Consider the following 18,924-nt stretch of genomic DNA (forward strand, 5'->3'; position numbering starts at 1 on the left):
GGCGGCCGGAGGGGTTCACCGCGGATCGCGAAGCCGGTCGGTTGAACCCGGGCCCGCGCGACGCCGTGCACGCGGTGAACGTCCACCGACGATGGGAACCGCCGTGAGAACCGAGGACGACATCTGCCCGCGCGGGGTGGTGGCCGGGGCCGTGCTGTTGGCGGTGCTCGGGGTGGGAGTCGCGTTCGCGGGGGTGCCCGGGGAGGTCCAGGACACAGGTCGCGAAACCGTGCCCGTGCGGGCCGCGCCGGTCGTTCCGCAGCGCGACGGCGGCACGTCCGGGGAGAGGACGGCGCACATCTACGTCGGAGGACGGGCGTCGGCGTCCATCGACACGCGCCGCCCGGCGTTCGTCCTGCCCGCGGAGGGCCGTTTCACCTCCGCTTTCGGCGCGCGGTGGGGGACGACCCACCTCGGCGTCGACATCGCCAACGCCGTGGGCACGCCGATCCGCTCAGTCGCCGCCGGGACCGTCGTGGAGGCCGGGCCCGCGACCGGGTTCGGGCTGTGGGTGCGGGTCCGGCACGACGACGGGACAGTCACCGTCTATGGACACGTGCACGAGATACTCGCGGGCGCGGGTGCCCGCGTGCAGGCGGGGGATGTCATCGCGACGATGGGCAATCGCGGCCAGTCCACCGGGCCGCACCTGCACTTCGAGGTCTGGGTGGACGGTCATCGCAAAGTCGACCCGCGCCCGTGGCTGGCCGAGCGCGGCATCGGGTTGTGACTCAGGCGGACAGGGCCGCCATGCCGCCGTCGACGCGCAGGTACGTGCCGTGCATGTGGGCGGCGTCGTCGCTGCCGACGAAGGCGACCGCGGCGGCGACCTCGTCCACCGTGCCATAGCGCCGGTTCGCGGCCATCGCGGTGTAGGCCTCCCGCACCGCCTCCGTCGAGCCGAGCACGGGGGCGACGCCCCGCTCCACTCGGTCCATCATCGGGGACTCGATCGGGCCCGGCATCACCGCCGCGACCCGCACGTTGTGCGGACCGAGCTCGGAGGCCGCGCTCTTGGTCAGGCCGAGCACGGCGTGCTTGCTCGCCACATATGGCCCGAACAGCGGCATTCCCATCACACCGGTGGCCGACGACATGGTGACGATCACCCCGCCGCCCTGCGCGATCATCACGGGGGCGGCGTGTTTGATTCCCAAGTAGACAGACCGGGTGTTGGTGAGCAGGACGTGGTCGAAGACGTCGTCGTCCTGGTCGGTCAGCGGCGCGAGGTCGCCCTCGACCGCGGCGAGGGTGACCAGCACGTCGACCCGGCCGAACCGGGTGGTGGCGGCCTCGACGTAGGCGCGCGCGCCCGCCGCGGTGGCGACGTCGGCCTCGACGGTGGCGACCTCGGCGTCTCCGGCCGCGGCCTCGGCCTCCGCCAGCGGGGTCCGGCCACTGCCGACGAGCACGAGCCGGGCGCCCTCACCGCCGAGCCGCCGGGCGACGGCGACCCCGATGGCGCCCGCCGCGCCGGTGACGATCACGACTTTGCCCCGGTACCTGGTCATCGCGGGCCCTCCTCCGTGACGCCGACCTGCTTGCGGTCATCTAACAACACCGGAGTACGACTGGCCACAAACTGCCCTTTGTCCTGCCGCGGGAGAAGAGGAAAGGGCACTCTTGCCGTCCGGGCGGCCAGTACGACTAACACGCCCGCGCACACTGCGATACGGGATCGAGGGACACGGCTGTCCCCGGGAGGGCCCGCTCCCTGCCGCTTCCACCTCCGACGCGATCCCAGGGCCCGGCGCGGACGCGTGCTGCCGAAAGGAAGACCCATGACCGGATTCGACGAGGACGCCTTCGTCCGCGACCTGACCTCGGCCACCGCCGCCGTCGGCGCGCCCGTGGTCCCCGAGACCGCCGCGGCGGCGTTCAGCGCGTTCCCGGGGCACTTCCGCGACGGGACCGTCCTGTGGCGCACGACCGACCGGCCCGGCGACCCGCTGTCCTACCGCCTCTTCCCGACCAGCCACATCGACACCACGGCGGTCGCTGTCGACAGGGGACTCGTCCCGGCCGACCACCCGCTGCTGCCGCTGGCGTGGGCGTGGGCGGAGCTGTATGACGGCGCCACGCTGCACTCGTGCTCGTTCGACTCCGACTTCGGCCTCACCAAGACCTGGTTCTACTTCGGCCACCGCCGCCCCGCCGGGGAGATCCTCACCGCTCCCGGTGTCCCGAGGGGTCTGGCCGCGCGCGAAGGCGGTTACGTGGCCGAGGACTTGCGGCTGATCAGTTTCGCCGCCGTCGACTGGCGCCTGGGGACGGTCGTCCTCGACTTCGACGTGCCCGGCGGGCTCACCCGGCCCGACCTCGACCGCTACGTGGACATGGCCGGGTCGGAACCGGTGCCCGACGAGACCGCGGACGTCGTTGTCAAAAACATCTCCCGCGACTACTGCGTGGCGCTGGCCGTCGACCCCGCCGACGGGAGCGGGTTCGACGCGGGCTTCTCCGTCCTGGACTTCCCCGCCGACAGCCTGCCCGCCCTGCCGGAGCGCATCGCCGCGTTCTTCGGCGACATCCCCGTGCACGCCGCGGACGCCTTCACCGTCCTGGGGTGGTCCTTCGGCCAGAAGGGCCGATACATGAAAGCGGAAAGGCAGTACCGGGGCGACATCCGGACTGTCCTCACCGAGTGGAAGAAAGCGACAGGCGACGCGTGAGCACTGACGAGAGGACGGCTGTGAGCACCACGACCCCCGGTCCCGCCGACGACCAGTTCGCGCCCAGGCCGGTCTTCGGCTCTGTCGACGAGGAGCGCGCCTACCTGAAGACCCGCCTGACCGCGGCCTTCTGGCACTTCGCCGCGCAGGGCTTCGACGAGGGCATCGCCGGGATCGCCACCGCGGCCGACCCCGGCCACGCCGACACCTACTGGACCAACCCGATCAGCGTCCCCTTCGCGCACATGACACCCGACCGGTTGATCCGGGTGGACGGCCCCACCGGGGGGACCGTCGAGGGTGAGGGCATCGTCAACCTGCCCGCCTTCGCCATCCACGCCGAGGTCCACGCCGCCCGCCCGGACGTGAAGGCCGTGATCCACCTGCACTCCACCTATGGAAGGGCGTACTCCAGCCTGGGCAGGCTGCTGGAGCCCATCACCCAGGACCACACCGCCTTCTTCGAGGACCACGCGCTGTTCGAGGACTTCACCGGCATCGTGTTCGACCGCGAGGAGGGCAAGCGCATCGCGGCCGCGCTCGGCACGGGCAAGGGCGTCATCCTCCGCAACCACGGCCTGGTCGCCGTGGCCGAGACGCTGGAGGCGGCGGTGTGGTGGTTCACCATCTTCGACACCTGCTGCCACATCAGCCTGCTCGCTGAGGCGGCGGGCACCCCGGTGCGACTGCCGGAGGACGTGGCGCGGCTGACCGCGGGCCAGATCGGCAACCACGACGTCGGCTACGCCAGCGCGCTCCGCCTCCTCTCCCGCGCGGTCCCCGGACCGGGCGCGGCCTGAGAAGAACCGACAGACCGCCGCGCCCGACGGACGCGGCGCAGTGGTGCCGCACAAGGAACAGGCATGTCCAATCTGGCCTCCCCGGCGTCGTTCTCCCTGAGCAACCCCGACCTCCTCGCCGACCCGTATCCCGCCTACGCGCGGATGCTCCGCGACGACCCGGTGCACCACTCCGCGATGTACGGCGGCTCCTGGGTGGTTTTCGGCTACCAGGACGCGGCCGACCTGCTGGTCGACCCGCGTCTGACCAACAACCGGGCCACCCTCCCCATCAAGGCGCTGCCCGAGGCCGAGCGCGACGAGTTCGCCGACATCGTGCCCGTCCTGGAGAACTGGGTCGCGTTCTTCGACGGGCACGCCCACACCGTGCGGCGCAAGCACATGAACCGGGTGTGCGACCTGTTCTCCCGGGACGTGCTCGTGCCGGTCGTCCGCCGGTCGATCGACGAGCTCCTGACGGACTGGACTGGCAGGCACGACCTCATCGCCGAGTTCGCCCGCCCGCTGCCCGCCTTCGTGATCACCCGGCTGCTCGGCGCGCCCGCCGCCGACCACGAGGTGCTGGCGCAGTGGTCCGACGACATCGCCTACCTCTTCGGCGCCAGCACCCTCACCGCCGACGACGTGCGCCAAGGGCAGAAGGCCGTGCACGCCTTCGCGGGCTACCTGCGCGACCACGCCCGCCTCGCGTTGGAGACCCACCTGCCCGCCATGGTCGCCAGGATGGCCGTCGAGGAGACCGAGGGGTTCCGGTTCGAGGTCGAGGAGGCCTGCGCGCAGGCCATGCTGCTGATGTTCGCCGGGCTGGAACCCATGCGCTACCTCATCGGCAACGCGGTGTCCGCATTGGACGAGCACCCGCAGCAGCGGCACCTGGTGTTGGAGAGCGACCGCGCCCGCAACCGCGCGGTCGAGGAGTTCCTCCGGCACAGCACGCCCGTGCAGTACATCGGCCGGTTGGCCGCCGAGGACTTCTCCTTCAAGGGCAACAAGATCCTCGAAGGGCAACCGGTGCTGCTCCACGTGGGCGCTGCCAACCGCGACCCGGCGCGCTTCACCGACCCGGGTGGGCTGGACCTCACCAGGGCGCCCAACCCGCACCTGTCCTTCGGCAAGGGGCCGCACAACTGCATCGGGGCGGCCCTGGTGCGGCTGCAGACGTCGATGGCGCTGCGTGAGCTGTACACCCGGTTCCCGGGGTTGCGCGTGTGCGCTGATGTCCCGCCTGTGCACAACACCAACCTCGGGTTCCACGGGTACACGTCGCTGACGGTCGAGGTCCGGTGAGCCGGGCGTCAGCCCAGGGCGGTCTCGGTGTCGTACTCGAAGATCCAGTCGAAGTCGCGGCGCATCGACCCGGCACGCAAGGCCTCGTCCCTGGCCCGCTGGGCCGGGCCGTCGGGCAGGCGGAATGTGCCGCCGCGGTCGGCCGTCAACCGGTGGACCGCGGCGACCCGGGCCTGCCGGGCGGCCTCGTAGCGGCGCAGGGCGGCGACGGGGTCGGGGTCGCGGTCGAGGCTGGCGACCAGCACGGCGGCGTCCTCCATCGCCATGTTCGCGCCCTGGGCCAGGAACGGGGGCATCGCGTGCGCGGCGTCGCCGACCAGGGTGGTCCGCCGCCCCGGCCACCCGGCGCTCAACGGCCGGTCGTACAGGGCCCATTGCGTCATGTGGGGCACCCGGGACAGGAACGCCGTCACCGTGTCGTCCCAGCCCTCGTAGTGCTTGGCGACGAACGCCGGGTCGACGGTCGCCGACCAGTCCCCGCTCTCCCACGGCTGGTGGTCGGCGCTGGCACTGAAGTAGTACTGCCTGCCCCCGCTGACCGGGTAGGCGACGAAGTGGCGTTCCGGACCCGCCCAGATCGTGGCGTGGGCGGGGTCGACGGCGTCCGGGCAGGCCTCGGCGGGCAGCAGGCCCCGGTACATGATGTTGCCGGTGTAGACGGGCGCGTCCCCGCACAGCCGGGTCCGCACGGCCGAGTGGATGCCGTCCGCGCCGACCAGCAGCTCCGCCCGGTGCGCCGTCCCGTCCGCGAGCGTGTACGCCACCCCGGCGTCGTCCTCGGCGAGGCTGGTCAGCCGCGCGCCGTAGCGCACCACGTGCTCGGGCAGCCGGTCCAACAGCGCGCGGTGCAGGTCCGCCCGGTGCAGCGTGTAGTAGGGCGTGTCCAGCCGTCCGGTCAGCGGCAGCAGGCCGACGACCCCGCCCCGTCGCCAGTCGCGGATGGCGAGCGCCCGCGTGGCGGTGGCCACCGGCTCCAGGTCGACGCCCAGCCGCCGCAACACGCGGACACCGTTCGGGGCCACGTGCAGGCCAGCGCCTTCCGGGTGCGGGGCGGGGGCCGCTTCGTAGACCTGGCAGTCCCACCCGGACTGGAGCAGGTGCAGGGCCGTGGTCAGACCGGCGATCCCCCCGCCGATCACGGCCACCCTTGCTCGTGTGGACACGGTGTCCGCCTCTCTGCCGCTCGGAGTCGCCGGGAGCCTAGCAAGGTCGACACGGGGAAGGGAAGTGCATGATTGTCCTAAATGGACTAGCAGTAGGTTCACAAGGTCTGGGCTGCATGGGGATGAGTGAGTTCTACGGGCGTTCCGACGAACGCGATTCGATCCGGGTCATCCACAGGGCGCTCGACCTTAGTGTGTCTCTTTTGGACACTGCGGACATGTACGGTCCGTTCGTCAACGAAGAACTCGTCGGCAAGGCCGTCGCCGGTCGGCGCGACGAAGCCGTGGTGGCGACGAAGTTCGCGGTGGTGCGTGAAGCAGGGGACCCACCGTCGGCCTGGGGGCTGCGTGGCGACCCCGAGTACGTCAGGCAGGCGGCCGAGGCGTCCCTGCGGCGGTTGGGTGTCGACCACCTGGACCTGTACTACCTGCACCGCGTCGACCCCGCCGTGCCGGTCGAGGAGACCGTGGGGGCGATGGCCGGGCTGGTCGCCGCAGGGAAGGTCCGCGCCATCGGGCTCTCCGAGGTCGGACCGGACACGATCCGCCGCGCCCACGCCGTCCACCCCGTCGCCGCCGTGCAGAGCGAGTGGTCGCTGTGGTCGCGCGACATCGAGGCCGAGGTCGTGCCGCTGTGCCGGGCGCTGGGCATCGCCGTCGTGGCGTTCTCCCCGCTCGGGCGCGGCTTCCTCACCGGCCGGGTGACCTCGCGCGACGGGCTGGCCGCCGACGACATCCGCAGGCGCATGCCCCGCTTCGCCCCGGACAACGCCGCCCGCAATCTGACGATCGTCCGCACGCTGGAACCCCTGGCGCGCGGTCTCGGCATCACCCCGGCGCAGTTGGCCCTGGCGTGGCTGCATCACCGGGGCGCTGTCCCCATCCCGGGCACCAGGTCGGTCGGGCGGCTGGAGGAGAACGCCCGCGCCGCCCACCTGGAGTTGGATCCGGTGGTGTTCCAGGTCCTAGAGGACAGCGTGCCCGCCGCCGCGGGCGAGCGCTACCCCACCGAGATGGCCCGCCGCTCCGAATAGGAGAACACCGCTGTGAGCGTCTTCGACCCGCGCGCGACCTACGGCTACGCGGCCGCGAACTACCTCGCCGTCCGTGAGGGCATCGCGCCGTTCTGCCTGGACGACGTGGTCGGCCTGATGGGCCTGCACCCCGGGGACCGGGTGCTGGACATGGCCTGCGGGCCGGGGGGCGTCGCCCTGCGCGCCGCACGGATGGCGGGCGCGGTCGTCGGGGCCGACACCGCCGAGCCGATGCTGGCCCTGGCCCGCGCCGGGGCGGTGGAGGCGGGGTTGGGCAACACCGTCTTCGAGGTCGCCGACCTGGACGACCCGCCCTACGCGCCGGAGACGTTCGACGCGGTGGCGTGCAGCCTGGGTGTCTTCTTCGCCGCGGACGTCACCGCCGCCGTCGCCCGGCTTTGGGGGCTGGTCAGGCCGGGCGGGCGGCTGGTCCTTGCGGTCATGGGCCAGTCGGTGTTCGCCCCGGCCGCGGGCGTCTTCGTCGACGCCGTCCAGACGCGCGTCCCCGGGCTGGTGGTGGAGACGCCGTGGACCAGGACCGCCGACATGACCACACTGCGCGAGACGGTCGCGGCCGCGGGCGTCCCCGGAGCGTGTTTCACCCACCGCGACTACGTGACCCGCCTGACCAGCCCGGACGACTGGTGGAGCCTCATGGTCGGCAGCGGTTTCGGCAACGTCGTGATGCGCATGGACGAGGCGGACGCGGACGCCGTCCGCCTCGGGGTCGGGACCTGGATGGCCGACCACGGTGTCGACCGGCTCACCACCGGCGTCCACTTCGCGACCGCCGCCAAGGAGGCGTGAACGCGCGGCCCCGCGCGGGCCGTGCCCCGTGTGAGACCCGTGTCCGCAACCGAGGGAGAGCCGTGAACGGAGCCATCAAGCCAGCCGGGTGGTCGCAGCGCCAGTCCGCCCTGCTGGCCCAGCGCCTGGAAGACGACAAGAAGCTGCTGGAGGACCACGCCCGCGAGCACGGCACCCAGGGCATCGGGAAACTGCGCGCGTGGGTCACCCACGTCCGCGGCGACCTCGGCGCCCGCGGGGTCATCACCGGCCTCTACTTCACCCCCGACGGCAGCCCCGGCGCCTACTACCTCGTCGACGACGACCCCGACCCCGACCCCGCCCCCGCGACCGCTGCCGCCCTGCCCGGAACCCGTTCGGGCGTCGACCTGTCCCGCCTGACCGGCGGCTCCGCCCGACCCGCCGGTACCGCTCGCACCCTGGGGAGCCCGGCGAGCGCCCCAAGCCGGTCGCGCGAGCGCGCGACGGACACCGGCTGGGCCTGACCGGCCCTGTCACCACGGCCGGGACCCGCGACGGGTCCCGGCCTTTTCTTGTCCGCGGCGCCGGTCAGACCGCCGAACTCGACCCGGCGCCGCCCGCGGCAAGTCTCGCGTAGACCTGGAAGGACGCGGGGAGGGCGAGCGGGCGCACCGAGAGGAGCCACCCGAACCCCGTATGGGGGTCGCGAGCTGTGACGCCTTCCGCCGTGTTGTCCAGATGCCATCGCAGGGCGGGCCCGCCGTCGAGGGGGTAGGCCACGATGGTGGCCGAACCGCCGATCCCCAGCCCGCTCAGCGCGGTGACCACGTCGTCGTAGCCCGGCATGCCGTCCGCCAGCCGCTCGAACCCCGCGGGCAGCCCGGTCCCCTCCAGTTCGACACCGCCGAGCGCGGGCATCCCCCCGACGAGGAGGGCGGGATCGGGCGCCCCCGGGCCCGCGGGCGCGGACAGCGTCGCGTCGACGGCGGACAGCAGTTCCGCGGGCACCAGGTCCAGCAGCAGTGTGGCGGCGAGCTGGTCCCGGACGAACATCCCCCGCACGCCCGCCGGTTCGTCGCGGATCAACTCCACCAGGGCTCGCCGCTGCGCCTCGGTCGGGTCGGCGCTGTCCATCCCCATCCCCATGACCATGATCTGGAGCAGTCGCGCGCCCACTCGCCGCCGACTCGCCGCCTCCGCGGAGAGACCGTGCAGGAGATCCCCGTCCAGCAGGCGGAACCGGCTGTCGGCCTGGTCGAAGGTCGTCGCCGTGACACCGAGCAGGTCGTCGTAGCCGACCGCCGCGGGGTCGGTGTACACCAGGAGCGTGCCCGTGACCGGGTAGCCCGCGACCCAGCTCTCCGGGGAGGCCGCCCTGGCGGCGAGGAGCACCTCGCGAACCCGGTCCACTGGTCCGTCCACGGTGGAGACGCTGTCCGCCGGGCCGACAGACAGCCGGGCGAGCCACTCGTCGACGGTCAGCAGACCCGCCTGGAGGGCGGGGTCGAACACCATGGTGACGCTCGCGCCGCCGACCTCGACCGCCACGACGGGTGCGACGTGGTATCCCCACGTGATGGGCAGGGCTGTGAAGTCGGGCCCCACGAGCGGCGCCAACTGGGGGGAGAGGCGGATGGCGAACACCTTGCGCGGGGCGGCGCCGAGCCGCTGCAACGCCAGCGCCATCAGGTGCGCCCGTGCGTAGCAGCCCTCCTCCGGGTAGTCGAACGGAATGCGGACCTTCTCGCCGGAGTGGTGGTCGTAGGTCAGTTCCGACAACCGCCCGTACCAGGCCGCCGCCTGCGCGAGCGACACCGGCTCGTCGTGGACGTGCCCGAGCAGGTGGCGGAGGTAGTCGGCGTGCTCGGGCCACCGGCCGACGAGGTCGGCCTCGAGCTGCCGCGCCACCTCGCCCGCGCGCGTTGCGAAACGGCCGGCATAGGCCCGCTGCACGGCCCAGATCGCCTGCATGTCCCGGTTGAGCGTGGTCAGCACCGCCACGGCCGTGTCGTAGTCGCCCCGGTCGATGAGTCCGCCGAGGGTCGCGGCCGTGTTCTGGACGGCGGGCAGCGTCGAGGCGTCCTCTCCCGGCGCCACCGCGGTCGAGACGATCTCGCTGTTCGGGGTGGGCACCGCCGGGAAGGTGACCATCCACCCCAGGACCTGCAGCGCCTGCTCGTAGTCCGTCTGCGTCAGCCGCCGCTCCCCGAGGGCCCTCAGGAGCGGCCCGACGAGCCGGGAGGACTCCTGCTGCCAGCCGGGCAGGCTCGTCAACCGGTGCAGCCTGCTGAACAGGTCCCGCTTGGCGATCTGCGGACCGTCCACCAGGGTCACGGTCTCGTCGACCGCGACCCGGCTGCTGCCGCCGTCCCGCGGGACGGCGGGCGCCACCGCGAACGCCAGCCGCCCGGTCCGCCCGGTGACCTCCAGGGCGCGGTTGAACCCGCGCTCCGGCAGGCGCCGGTCCAACCGGGCCCGGTTCAACGGCTCGGCGATCCGGTCGGCCACCTGCTCGGCTCCGGGCAGGGCCATGGCCTGGGCCAGCGCGGTCTCCAGCACGGCCGGGGCGACCGCGGGCCCGTTCAGCAGGGCGACGACCGCCGCGACCGCGGTGTCCAACGGGGTCGGCACGGCGGGCTCCGGGTGGTCCCCGACGACCTCCGGCGTCACCGTCCGGCTCGGCTCCCCGGGCGACCGGAGGTCGTGGACGGGGACGTCGCCGATGTGCAGGGCGAGCACTTGGAAGTAGCGGCCGGGGAACGTCGGCGACGCGGTGTTCGGACCGTGCCCCATCAGGCTGTCCGGAATGGACAAGCGGCCCTCGACCGCGGAGTTCTCGTCGGGGAGGCCGAGCATGTGGCCGACCTCGTGGGCGTAGACGGCGGGCGGCAGCCCGGTCCGCCAGTGGGTCCGGGTCACAGGGCCGTCGGTGACGCGGATCGTGTGGTGCGGTCGGTCACCTGGCCCGGCGGCCACGAGCCGCACCCGCAGCAGGTCGCCACCGGGCAGTTCGGCGCCGGGCCGGTTGACGTACGTGTCGACTCCGAGCCGGGCGTCCCGCAGGACCCGGTCCCGGGTGGCGGGATCGGCCTCGATGGCGAGGACGACGGTGACCTCGGTGATCGTCCGCCCGTCGGCCACCCCCCGTCGGACCTCGAACGCCGACCGCTCGACTTCCGGGACTCCAGGCAACTGGCGGACGCGGCCCCGCTGGTGCGCGGGCGCGTCGGCGAGGACGCTCCGGTCATGTCCCGTGCCCCGCGTGGTCGGGGCGCCCAGCGCGGCGAGGATCGCGGCTGCCTCCGCGTCCGCGCGGTCGCGGTCCACCGTCGCGGGCCCGGCCGGGCCGGGACCGACGGGCCACGGGGTGGACCGGGTGGCGTCCAGCGACGGCAGGAGCGCGCCCAGGGCGGTGTCCATCAGCGTGGGGTCGATCAGTGCGGGGTCGACCGCGGGCGCGTCGCGCATGGTCTCGTCGAGCGTGGTGCTGTCGCGCATGATCTCGTCGAGCAGGGCGGGGTCGATCGCGGCGGGGTGCCGCTGGTCGCCGTCCCCGGTCGGGGAGTCGGGCGTCTCGGAGGAGGTCCGCTGGTGCTGCCTCTGGTCGGCGTCCCCGGCCAGGGGGGCCGGGTGCCGGGAATCCAGCAGGTGGACGGGCACCGGCTCCGTCGCGGTGTCGTTGATGTCGGTCAGGAAGGGCAGCAGCGTCGCGGGGACGAGGTCGGAGAGGAGGTGGTAGGCGTGCGGGTTGCGGTCGAACACGCCGCGCACCCCGACCGGTTCGGTTCGAATCAGGTGCTCGAGGGCCTGCCACTGGGCCCCGGGGGAGTGTGAGCCGCCGATCGTCAACGCCATCCCCGTGATCTCGACCAGCCTGCTGTCCGCCCGGCGCCGTGCCGCCGCGACGGAGTGCTCGAGCAGGTCGTCGATGTCCTCGTCCCGGGTGCGGAGGTCGGCTTCCTCGAAGCTCTTCGGCGCGGCGCCGATCAGGTCCTGGAAGTGCACCGCCTCGACGCCGGTCAACACCACCAGCGCGCCCTTGACCGGGTGGTTGCCCTTCCACAGGCGGGGGTTGCGGGCCTTGTCCGCGCGCAGGAACTCCGAGACCTCGGACACCGTGCCGCTCTTGGCGAGGACGACGGTCGCCGGGGGCACACCGGTCCGGGCGGTCCACTCGTCCACGGTGAGCACACCCGCGTCCAGGGACGGGTCGAACACCATCTCCTCGACGACGTCCCCGTCCCGGACCAGGACGACGGGTGCGACGTGGTAGCTCCAGTTGACGTCCTCGACGGGGGTGCGCCCGGGTCCCACCAAGGGGGACAGGGGCGGGGTCTTCCGGGCCACGAAGACCTTGCGCGGGGACGCGCCGAGCCGTTGCAGCGCCATCGCCATCAGGTGCGCGCGGATGTAGCAGCCGTCTCGGGGGTAGTCGAACGGGACGGGAATCGCCGGGCCGCCCACGTGGTGGTCGAACGTCAGCCGCGCCAGTTCCGCGTACCAGACCCGTGCCTGCTCCAACGACACCGGTTCGTCATGGGTGGCCCCGAGCAGGTGCCGGATGTAGTCCTCCTGCCGCGGCTGGAGCCGGACGAGCGTGTCGAGCAGTTCCGAGTCGAACTGGACTTGGTAGGAGTCCGCGACCGCCCAGATCGACTGCATGTCGCGGCCCAGCTCGGCGAGGACGGCGACAGCGGAGTCGAAGTCCGCGTAACCGTCGCCGTCGCCGCCAAGGAGGTCGTGGAGGTGCTCGGCGGTGGCCCCTACCGAGTCCAGGTCGGACGGGTACACCCCGGGAGGGACGGCGGTGGACGTGATCCGGGTGTCGGGATCAGGGGACGCCGGGAAGGTGTGCGCCCACTGGATGACTCCCAGCGCGTTCTGGTAGTCGTCCTGCGTCAACCGTCCGGACTCGACCGCCCGGTACAGCGCCCCGGCGATCCGGTGGGTGCCCTGCCGCCAGCCAGGCAGGCTCGTCAACCGGTGGAGCTTGCCGAACAACGCCTTCGTGTCGGCGCCGTGGCCGTCGACCAGGGTGACGATGTCGGTGACCGCGGCGGTCGGGGTGGTGGGAGTGGCGGTCGGCGCGGGGGGCACGCCGCGGGCGAACTTCATCACGGAAGTCCGGCCGGCGATCCGCAGCACCGTTTCCATCGCGCCCACGGGCAGACGCCGCTCGTCCACCGCGCGGACCAGCGGGTCGGCGATCAGGTCGGCCACCCGCCCGCCGCCCGCCAGCGCCACCGCCCGGGTGACGGCGTCGGTCAACGCGGTCGTGTCGACCGCGGGGCTCTCCAGGATGGCGACGGCCGCCGCGACGGCGTCCGACGACGCGGGCAGCGCGGGTTCCGGGTGGTTCCCCACGACCTCGGGGGTGATCGCCCCCGTCGGCGCGCCCGGCTCGTCGCCGGTGTGCGGGGGAATCTCGCCGATGTGGAGCTCGAGCACGCGGAGGTAGCGGTTGGGGATGGTGGCGGGGGGAGGGTTGGCGGCGTCGCCCATCAGGTCGTCCGGGAGGGCAAGCCTGCCCCTGGTGCCGGAGTTCTCGTCCGGGAGGCCGAGCATGTGGCCCACTTCGTGGGCGTAGGCCGCAGGGGGAAGCCCGGCCCGCCAGCGCGTCTGGGTCACGGGCCCGTTCGAGACGTGGATTTTGTGGTGGGCGTTGTCGCCCAGGGTGAGCCGAACGCGCAAAAGGTCGCCATTGGACAGTCGGGCGCTGTGGGGGAAGTAGGCGTCGACCCCGTCCTGCGCGTCGCGGAGGATCTGGGCGCGGTCCGGGCTGTCGATGTCGAGAACGATGGTGATCTCGGTGGTGGCCTGCCCACCGACCTCGCCCCGCCGGACCTCGAACGCCGAGCGCTCGACCTCCCCGGCCCCTGGCATCTGCCGGATCCGGCCGCGCTGGTGGGCGGGCGCGTCGACGAGCGCCCCCCAGCCGTCGCGCCCAGCCGGGGCGGCGGCTCTGGAGGGCCGCGCTCGGGGGGTCCCGGAACGGCTCGACGGGAAAAGCGCGCCGGGGTTCCAGTCGGCGAGACTGAGGTGGTCCCGGCCCGTCGGGCCGGTGTGGGAGAACGGTCCGCCGAACAACCCGGGAATCGACGGAAGGGTGGGCGGCAGGTTGAGCGGCGTGGGTTCGACGGATCGCGGGCTGCGCGCCCGCCCGTCCGACTGGGGGAGGTCCAGGAAGCCGAGATCGATGGGCGGCAGGTCGAGCAGGTCGTCGAGGGCGAACGACGGTGGCCCGGGGAGCTCGGGATCGAGTTGGTCGATGACGGGTGTGGGCACGTCCGCGAGCGCGGATGGTTTGTGGGGGGTCAGGGCTGGGACGTCGGCTGGGAGTTCGGCTGGTTGGGTGGTGGGTGGTCCGGGGATGTGGGGTGGTTCGGGGAGTTGGGTGTCGAGTTGGTCGGTGGTGGGTGTGGTTGGTTGGTTGAGTGTGGAGGTTGGGAGTTGGGCTGGGACGTCGGCTGGTAGCTGGGCTGGGACGTCGGCTGGTAGCTGGATGGGGACGTTGGCTGGGAGTTCGGCTGGTTGGGTGGTGGGTGGTCCGGGGATGTGGGGTGGTTCGGGGAGTTGGGTGTCGAACTGGTCGATGACCGGTGTCGGCAGGTCGGTGACGTCGGGCGGGCCGGTCCGCGGTCCGCGGTGGGCGGGCACGACGACCGGCGCGGGCTTGGCGCGGGCAGGGGTGGACAGGGTGGACAGCATGTCGGTCGGGACGACGTCGGCCAGCAGGCCGAGGGCTTTCGGGTTGCGGTCGAACAGTCCGCGCACGCCGACCGGTTCGGTCCGCAGCAGGTGTCCGAAGGCCTGCTGCCGGGTCCACGGCGCGGCGGGACCACCCGTGGTCAGGCCCATCCCCAGGATCTCGACCAGTCGGGCGTCCGCCCGCCGCCGCGCCGCCTTGATCGAGTACTCGTGCAGCGAGTCGAGGTGCCGCCTGCGGGTGCGGGCGTCGGCGTCCTGGAAGTCGGCGGGGCGGGAGTTCACCAGGTCCCCATAGTGGATCGCTTCGACACTGGTCAGCACCACCATTCCGCCGGTCGGAAAGCCGTCCGACCACTTGCCGGGGTTGTCGGTCTTGTGCTTGTGCAGGGCGGCGGACACCGCCGCCAAGTGGTCGTCCTGGCGGATGTCGGCGCTCTCCGGCTTCAAGCCGGTCCGGGTCAGCCACTCCGGCACAGTCAGCGGACCGGCCTGCAGCGACGGGTCGAACACCATGTTCTCGGCTTCGTCGCCGTTCCAGACCAGGACGACCGGCGCCACGTGGTACCTCCACCTCACCGTGGGCACGGGGGTGTTGTCCGGCCCGACGAACGGGGACAGCAGGGGGTCGGTACGGGCCACGAAGACCTTGCGGGGGGCCGCGCCGAGCCGTTGCAGCGCCATCGCCATCAGGTGCGCGCGGATGTAGCAGCCGTCTTCGGCGTAGTCGAACGGGATCGGGACCTCCGGCCCGCCCGAGTGGTGGGCGAACGTCAACCGCTCCAGTTCCGCGTACCAGGCGTCCGCCAGCTCCCGGGACACCGGGTCGTCGTCGCTGTGCCCGAGCAGGTGGTCGACGTAGGCGTCCTGGCTGGGGCGCAGACGCAGGAGGTCGCCGCGCAGCGTCGACGCGAACCGGGCCTGGTATGCCTTCTCGACCGCCCAGACCGCCTGCATGTCGCGGCCCAGTTCGGCGAGGACGGTCACGGCGGAGTCGAAGTCGCTGTCGTGCAGGAAGGCGTGGAGGTTCGCGGCGGCGGCGCGGACCGGGGCCAGGTCGGCGGCCTCCCCGCCCGGTGGCACGGCGGTGGAGGTGATGCGCGCGTCGGGATCGGGCGTGGCTCGGAAGGTGTTCGTCCACTGGATGATCCGCATGGCGTTGTCGTAGTCCTCTTGGGACAGACGACCGGAATCCGAAGCGCCGTAGAGGGCGTCGGCGATCCTGGGGGTGCCCTGCTCCCATCCGGGCAGTCCCGTCAGCCGGTTGAGGGTGCCGAACAACGCCTCCACGTCCACGGGCCCGCCCTCCACCAAGGTGATGACGCCCTCGACGGCCGCGGTCGGGACGGGATGGGCCGGAGCGGACGCCGGGGGGAGGTCGGTGAAGGACAGGGTGGTCGTGCGGCCGGTGATCCGGAGCGCGTCCTCCATCGCGTCGTGGGACAGGCGCCGCTCGTCCACCGCGCGCGTCAGCGGTTCGGCGATCAGGTCGGCCACCCGCTCGGCGCCGGGCGTGACCATCGCCTGGGTGAGGGCGTCGGTGAGCGCCGCCGGGTCCACGTCGTCGCCGTCCAGGACGGCGACGACAGCGTCGAGCGCCTCGGCGGAGGTGAGCGGCAGCGCGGGCTCCGGGTGGCTCCCGACGACCTCCGAGGTGACGGACCCCGTCGGCGTGCCGGACCCGGCGCGGTGGACCGGGACATCGCCGATGTGCAGGGCGAGGACCTGGAGGTAGCGGTCGGGCAGCGTCGTGGTGGTGGGACCGTGGCCCATGAGGCTGTCGGCGACCGAGATCCGGCTGCTGTTCTCGTCGGGGAGGCCGAGCATGTGGCCCACTTCGTGGGCGTAGACGGCGGGCGCGAGCCCTGCCCGCCAGCGGGTCTGGGTCACCGGACCGTCGGTGGCGCGGACCGTGTGGTGGGCCTTGCCGCCCGGGGCCGCGGGGACGAGGAGGACGCGCAGGAGATCGCCGTTGGGGAGCCGGGCGCCGTTGGTGAAGTAGATTTCGACACCATTCTGGGCGTCGCGGAGGATCTGGTCGCGCTCGGGGCTGTCGATGTCGAGGACGACGGTGACCTCGGTGATGGTCTGTCCGTCGACTTCCGCGCGTCGGACCTCGAACGCGGACCGTTCGACCTCTGTGACGCCGGGCATCTGCCGGATGCGGCCTTTCTGGTGCGCGGGAGCGTCGCGGAGGACTTGCTGAGAGGTCCGAGGGGGAGGCGGGGCCTGCCTCGGCGTGGTCTCGGGGTGACCTGCGACCGCGGTCGCTTGAGCAGTGGCCGGTAGGTCGGCGCGGTGCGTTCGCGTCGGTGGCGGGTCGTTGACCGGGGTGGTGAGGTCGTCGAAGGCGGCGTCGGTCCGGGCGGGCTTCGCCAGTGGCAGGCGGCCGGGGACGGCGGCGCCCTGCGGGGTGGCGGGCCTGCGGGGCGGGGAGTGGACGGGATGACCGGATCCCCTGGTGACGACTGCCGTGGTCCCAGGCGTGGTTGTCCCAGGCGTGGTTGTTCCGGGCACGGTTGTTTCAGACGGGGTGGTCTCGGTTGGCGCGGTGAGGTCTGTCGGTGTGTGGTGGCTTCCCGTTAGTGGTGTTCCGGAGCCGGTTGTGGTGTCAGTGCCGGACCGGTCGATGGTCGGCGCGACGGGTTCGCGGCCGCCCGACAGTGTGGGCGCCGAGGACTCGTCTCCGGTGCGCGGGCCGAACTCCGGGCGCGCTGGATGTTCCTCCCGGGCGGCCGATGAGTTCTCTGTGGACGGTCCATTGCCCGTCTCCTCCACTGTGGATTCGCCCGTGACGGGGCTTTCCCGGACGGGCGGCGTTTCGGGCAGTGTGCCGAGTGCGGTTTCGGAGTCGTGGAGGGGCTGAGTACCCGAGTGGTCGATCGGTGGTCGGGTCCCCTCGTGGAGGGGCGGGTTGTCGCCTCGGGACGGAGGCGGGGTGTCGGTCTGGTGCGGGAGCGGCTGTTCCTGCCGGGGGAGCGGGTCTGGCCGGTGGGTCGGCGGAGGGTCCGCCTGGTGGACGGGTGGGGGATCGGTGCGGGTGGGCGGCAGGTCCGTCCGCGGCACGGACGGCCGCTCGGCCTCGTAGGCGGGCGGTCGGTCGGCGCCGACCGGGTGCCAGTCCCGCTGGTAGGCGGGCGGGGGACCCGTGTGGGCGGGCGGCTGGTAGGCGGGTGGGAGGTCCGTGCGGGCGGGGGGCTGGTGGGGCTGTGTGTCCGTCTGGCCGGGGGTGTGGGGTGGGAGCGTGACGGTCGGCTGTGTGGTGGGGGACTGGTCGGTGTCGGGGCTCCCGTGCTTGCCGGAGGGGTTTTCGGGAGGACTGTGCGGGCCTGGGCGCGGGGCGGGGCCCGGCAGGACGGTCGTGGGAGGTTGGGGCGGGGGAGTGTCCAGGCCGGTGGTGTCGGGGCCGGGGCCAGTCGGGGTGCGCAGGCCCGCGAGGTAGTTCTTGACGAAGGTGGCGAAGCGGGTGCTGACGACCACAGCGGCCGCGTTGAGCACGCCGGACACCACGGAGAACGGGTTGAGCTCGAACTTGCCCGTCGTGATCGCCGAGTACAGCGCTTCGACGAAGCCCTCGAAACCGCCCTCGAACGCGGTCTCGATGATGTCGTCGATGACGGCACGGTGGCCTTTGCCCATGGCGGTGACGGTGTCGAGCAGGGTGTCGGCGGCATTGCCGATGGCCTTGGTCAGGTGGTGCAGGGCTGGGCCCGCGGGGAGCATCAGGATGGACGCCAGAGCGGCCATGCCCGCCGCGTCCCGGGTCTTGGCATGGTCCCACCCGGTGCGGTGGCCGCCGGCGAACTGGGCGGTCTGGGCCAGCAGGTCCGGCAGGAGCTGGGTCGACATCATGACGGTGGAGACTTCGAGGATGTTGGAGAGCAGCCTGCCCAGGAGGGTGTGCAGCATCGAGCGCACGGCCGCGATCCGGCCGGACAGCCAGCCCAGGGACGCGCCGCCGGTCCACGGGGCCATGGCCGAGGCCCACGCGATCTCCGCGACCAGCAGCACGAGGCTGATCACCGAGACGAGCTTGACGTACTCCACGTCCAACGCCAGGTTCCGCAGGAACGCCGCGATGGCGGTGAACCGGTCCCGGGCCGCGGTGAGCTGGTCGCCGCCCTCGACGAAGGGCGCGACCCGGTCGACGAACGCCTTCTCGGCGTCGCCCGCGAAGTCGGCGCGCACGGTGGCGGTGAGCTGCCGCAGCAGCGGGGACACCTGGTCGCCGAGGCCGAGGCCCGCGGCCTCCCACGCCTCGGCGAGCAGCCGCAGGTGGTCCTCGTTCGCGTCGGGCCACTCCTCGCCGGTGAGGACGCGGAACAGGGTCCGCGCCTCGTCAGGGACCATCATGGCCATCGCTGACCACCCCCTGCCGTCGGCCGTCGCACGTGCCGTACACGGCGCGGTCTCGACCGGGGGTTCACGGGTCGTGGGTGGACACCCGCCAATTAGGGGTGGGTGTGGTGCCGGGCCGTCGTCGACGGGGATCATC

General features: G+C 72.7%; 10 protein-coding genes. 7 read left to right on the plus strand and 3 right to left on the minus strand.

Features of this window, described 5'->3' with window-relative positions; translation table 11 throughout:
- Nucleotides 1-103 precede the first annotated feature (103 nt).
- Complete coding sequence (locus ACTG9Q_RS27480; protein WP_455575813.1) at nucleotides 104-730, plus strand: M23 family metallopeptidase; 627 nt, start codon at nucleotides 104-106, stop codon at nucleotides 728-730.
- Between the two features lies 1 nt (nucleotide 731).
- Here ACTG9Q_RS27480 and ACTG9Q_RS27485 read toward each other — a convergent pair whose 3' ends face one another.
- A complete protein-coding gene (locus ACTG9Q_RS27485) occupies nucleotides 732-1,511 on the minus strand; it encodes an SDR family NAD(P)-dependent oxidoreductase (protein WP_455575814.1) in 780 nt (259 codons plus the stop codon).
- A 270-nt stretch (nucleotides 1,512-1,781) separates the two neighbouring features.
- On the opposite strand from ACTG9Q_RS27485, the gene ACTG9Q_RS27490 reads away from it, so the two are divergent.
- The 3 genes from ACTG9Q_RS27490 to ACTG9Q_RS27500 all read left to right on the plus strand — a co-directional run bounded on the left by ACTG9Q_RS27490 (nucleotide 1,782) and on the right by ACTG9Q_RS27500 (nucleotide 4,759).
- Complete coding sequence (locus ACTG9Q_RS27490) at nucleotides 1,782-2,672, plus strand: aromatic prenyltransferase (protein WP_455575815.1); 891 nt, start codon at nucleotides 1,782-1,784, stop codon at nucleotides 2,670-2,672.
- 20 nt (nucleotides 2,673-2,692) lie between these two features.
- Nucleotides 2,693-3,472: a class II aldolase/adducin family protein gene (locus ACTG9Q_RS27495; RefSeq protein WP_455575816.1), complete on the plus strand. Its 780-nt coding sequence runs from the start codon at nucleotides 2,693-2,695 to the stop codon at nucleotides 3,470-3,472.
- 63 nt (nucleotides 3,473-3,535) lie between these two features.
- Nucleotides 3,536-4,759, plus strand: coding sequence for a cytochrome P450 (locus tag ACTG9Q_RS27500; protein ID WP_455575817.1), 1,224 nt, complete (start codon nucleotides 3,536-3,538; stop codon nucleotides 4,757-4,759).
- 8 nt (nucleotides 4,760-4,767) lie between these two features.
- Here ACTG9Q_RS27500 and ACTG9Q_RS27505 read toward each other — a convergent pair whose 3' ends face one another.
- Complete coding sequence (locus ACTG9Q_RS27505) at nucleotides 4,768-5,922, minus strand: FAD-dependent oxidoreductase (protein WP_455575818.1); 1,155 nt, start codon at nucleotides 5,920-5,922, stop codon at nucleotides 4,768-4,770.
- Nucleotides 5,923-5,990: 68 nt separating this feature from the next.
- Between ACTG9Q_RS27505 and ACTG9Q_RS27510 the strand changes: the two genes are divergently transcribed.
- From ACTG9Q_RS27510 to ACTG9Q_RS27520, 3 genes are all read left to right on the plus strand, one after another.
- Complete coding sequence (locus ACTG9Q_RS27510) at nucleotides 5,991-6,956, plus strand: aldo/keto reductase (RefSeq protein WP_455575819.1); 966 nt, start codon at nucleotides 5,991-5,993, stop codon at nucleotides 6,954-6,956.
- Nucleotides 6,957-6,968: 12 nt separating this feature from the next.
- On the plus strand, nucleotides 6,969-7,763 hold the full coding sequence (locus ACTG9Q_RS27515) for a class I SAM-dependent methyltransferase (protein ID WP_455575820.1): 795 nt from the start codon (nucleotides 6,969-6,971) through the stop codon (nucleotides 7,761-7,763).
- A 62-nt stretch (nucleotides 7,764-7,825) separates the two neighbouring features.
- Nucleotides 7,826-8,248 carry a hypothetical protein gene (locus ACTG9Q_RS27520; protein WP_455575821.1) on the plus strand — a complete coding sequence of 141 codons (423 nt, stop codon included), beginning with the start codon at nucleotides 7,826-7,828 and terminating at the stop codon, nucleotides 8,246-8,248.
- A 64-nt stretch (nucleotides 8,249-8,312) separates the two neighbouring features.
- Here ACTG9Q_RS27520 and ACTG9Q_RS27525 read toward each other — a convergent pair whose 3' ends face one another.
- Nucleotides 8,313-18,788 (minus strand): protein-glutamine glutaminase family protein, encoded by a 10,476-nt coding sequence (locus tag ACTG9Q_RS27525; protein WP_455575822.1) that lies wholly within the window; start codon nucleotides 18,786-18,788, stop codon nucleotides 8,313-8,315.
- Between the last annotated feature and the right edge of the window lie 136 nt (nucleotides 18,789-18,924).

This window comes from Actinokineospora lacus (assembly GCF_053813445.1).

What these genes read in the sequence shown, in the direction of transcription:
- ACTG9Q_RS27510 (WP_455575819.1), top strand. Translation starts at nt 5,991, where the DNA reads ATGATTGTCCTAAATGGACTAGCAGTAGGTTCACAAGGTCTGGGCTGC.
- ACTG9Q_RS27485 (WP_455575814.1), bottom strand. Translation starts at nt 1,511, where the DNA reads ATGACCAGGTACCGGGGCAAAGTCGTGATCGTCACCGGCGCGGCGGGC.
- ACTG9Q_RS27525 (WP_455575822.1), bottom strand. Translation starts at nt 18,788, where the DNA reads ATGGCCATGATGGTCCCTGACGAGGCGCGGACCCTGTTCCGCGTCCTC.
- ACTG9Q_RS27500 (WP_455575817.1), top strand. Translation starts at nt 3,536, where the DNA reads ATGTCCAATCTGGCCTCCCCGGCGTCGTTCTCCCTGAGCAACCCCGAC.
- ACTG9Q_RS27490 (WP_455575815.1), top strand. Translation starts at nt 1,782, where the DNA reads ATGACCGGATTCGACGAGGACGCCTTCGTCCGCGACCTGACCTCGGCC.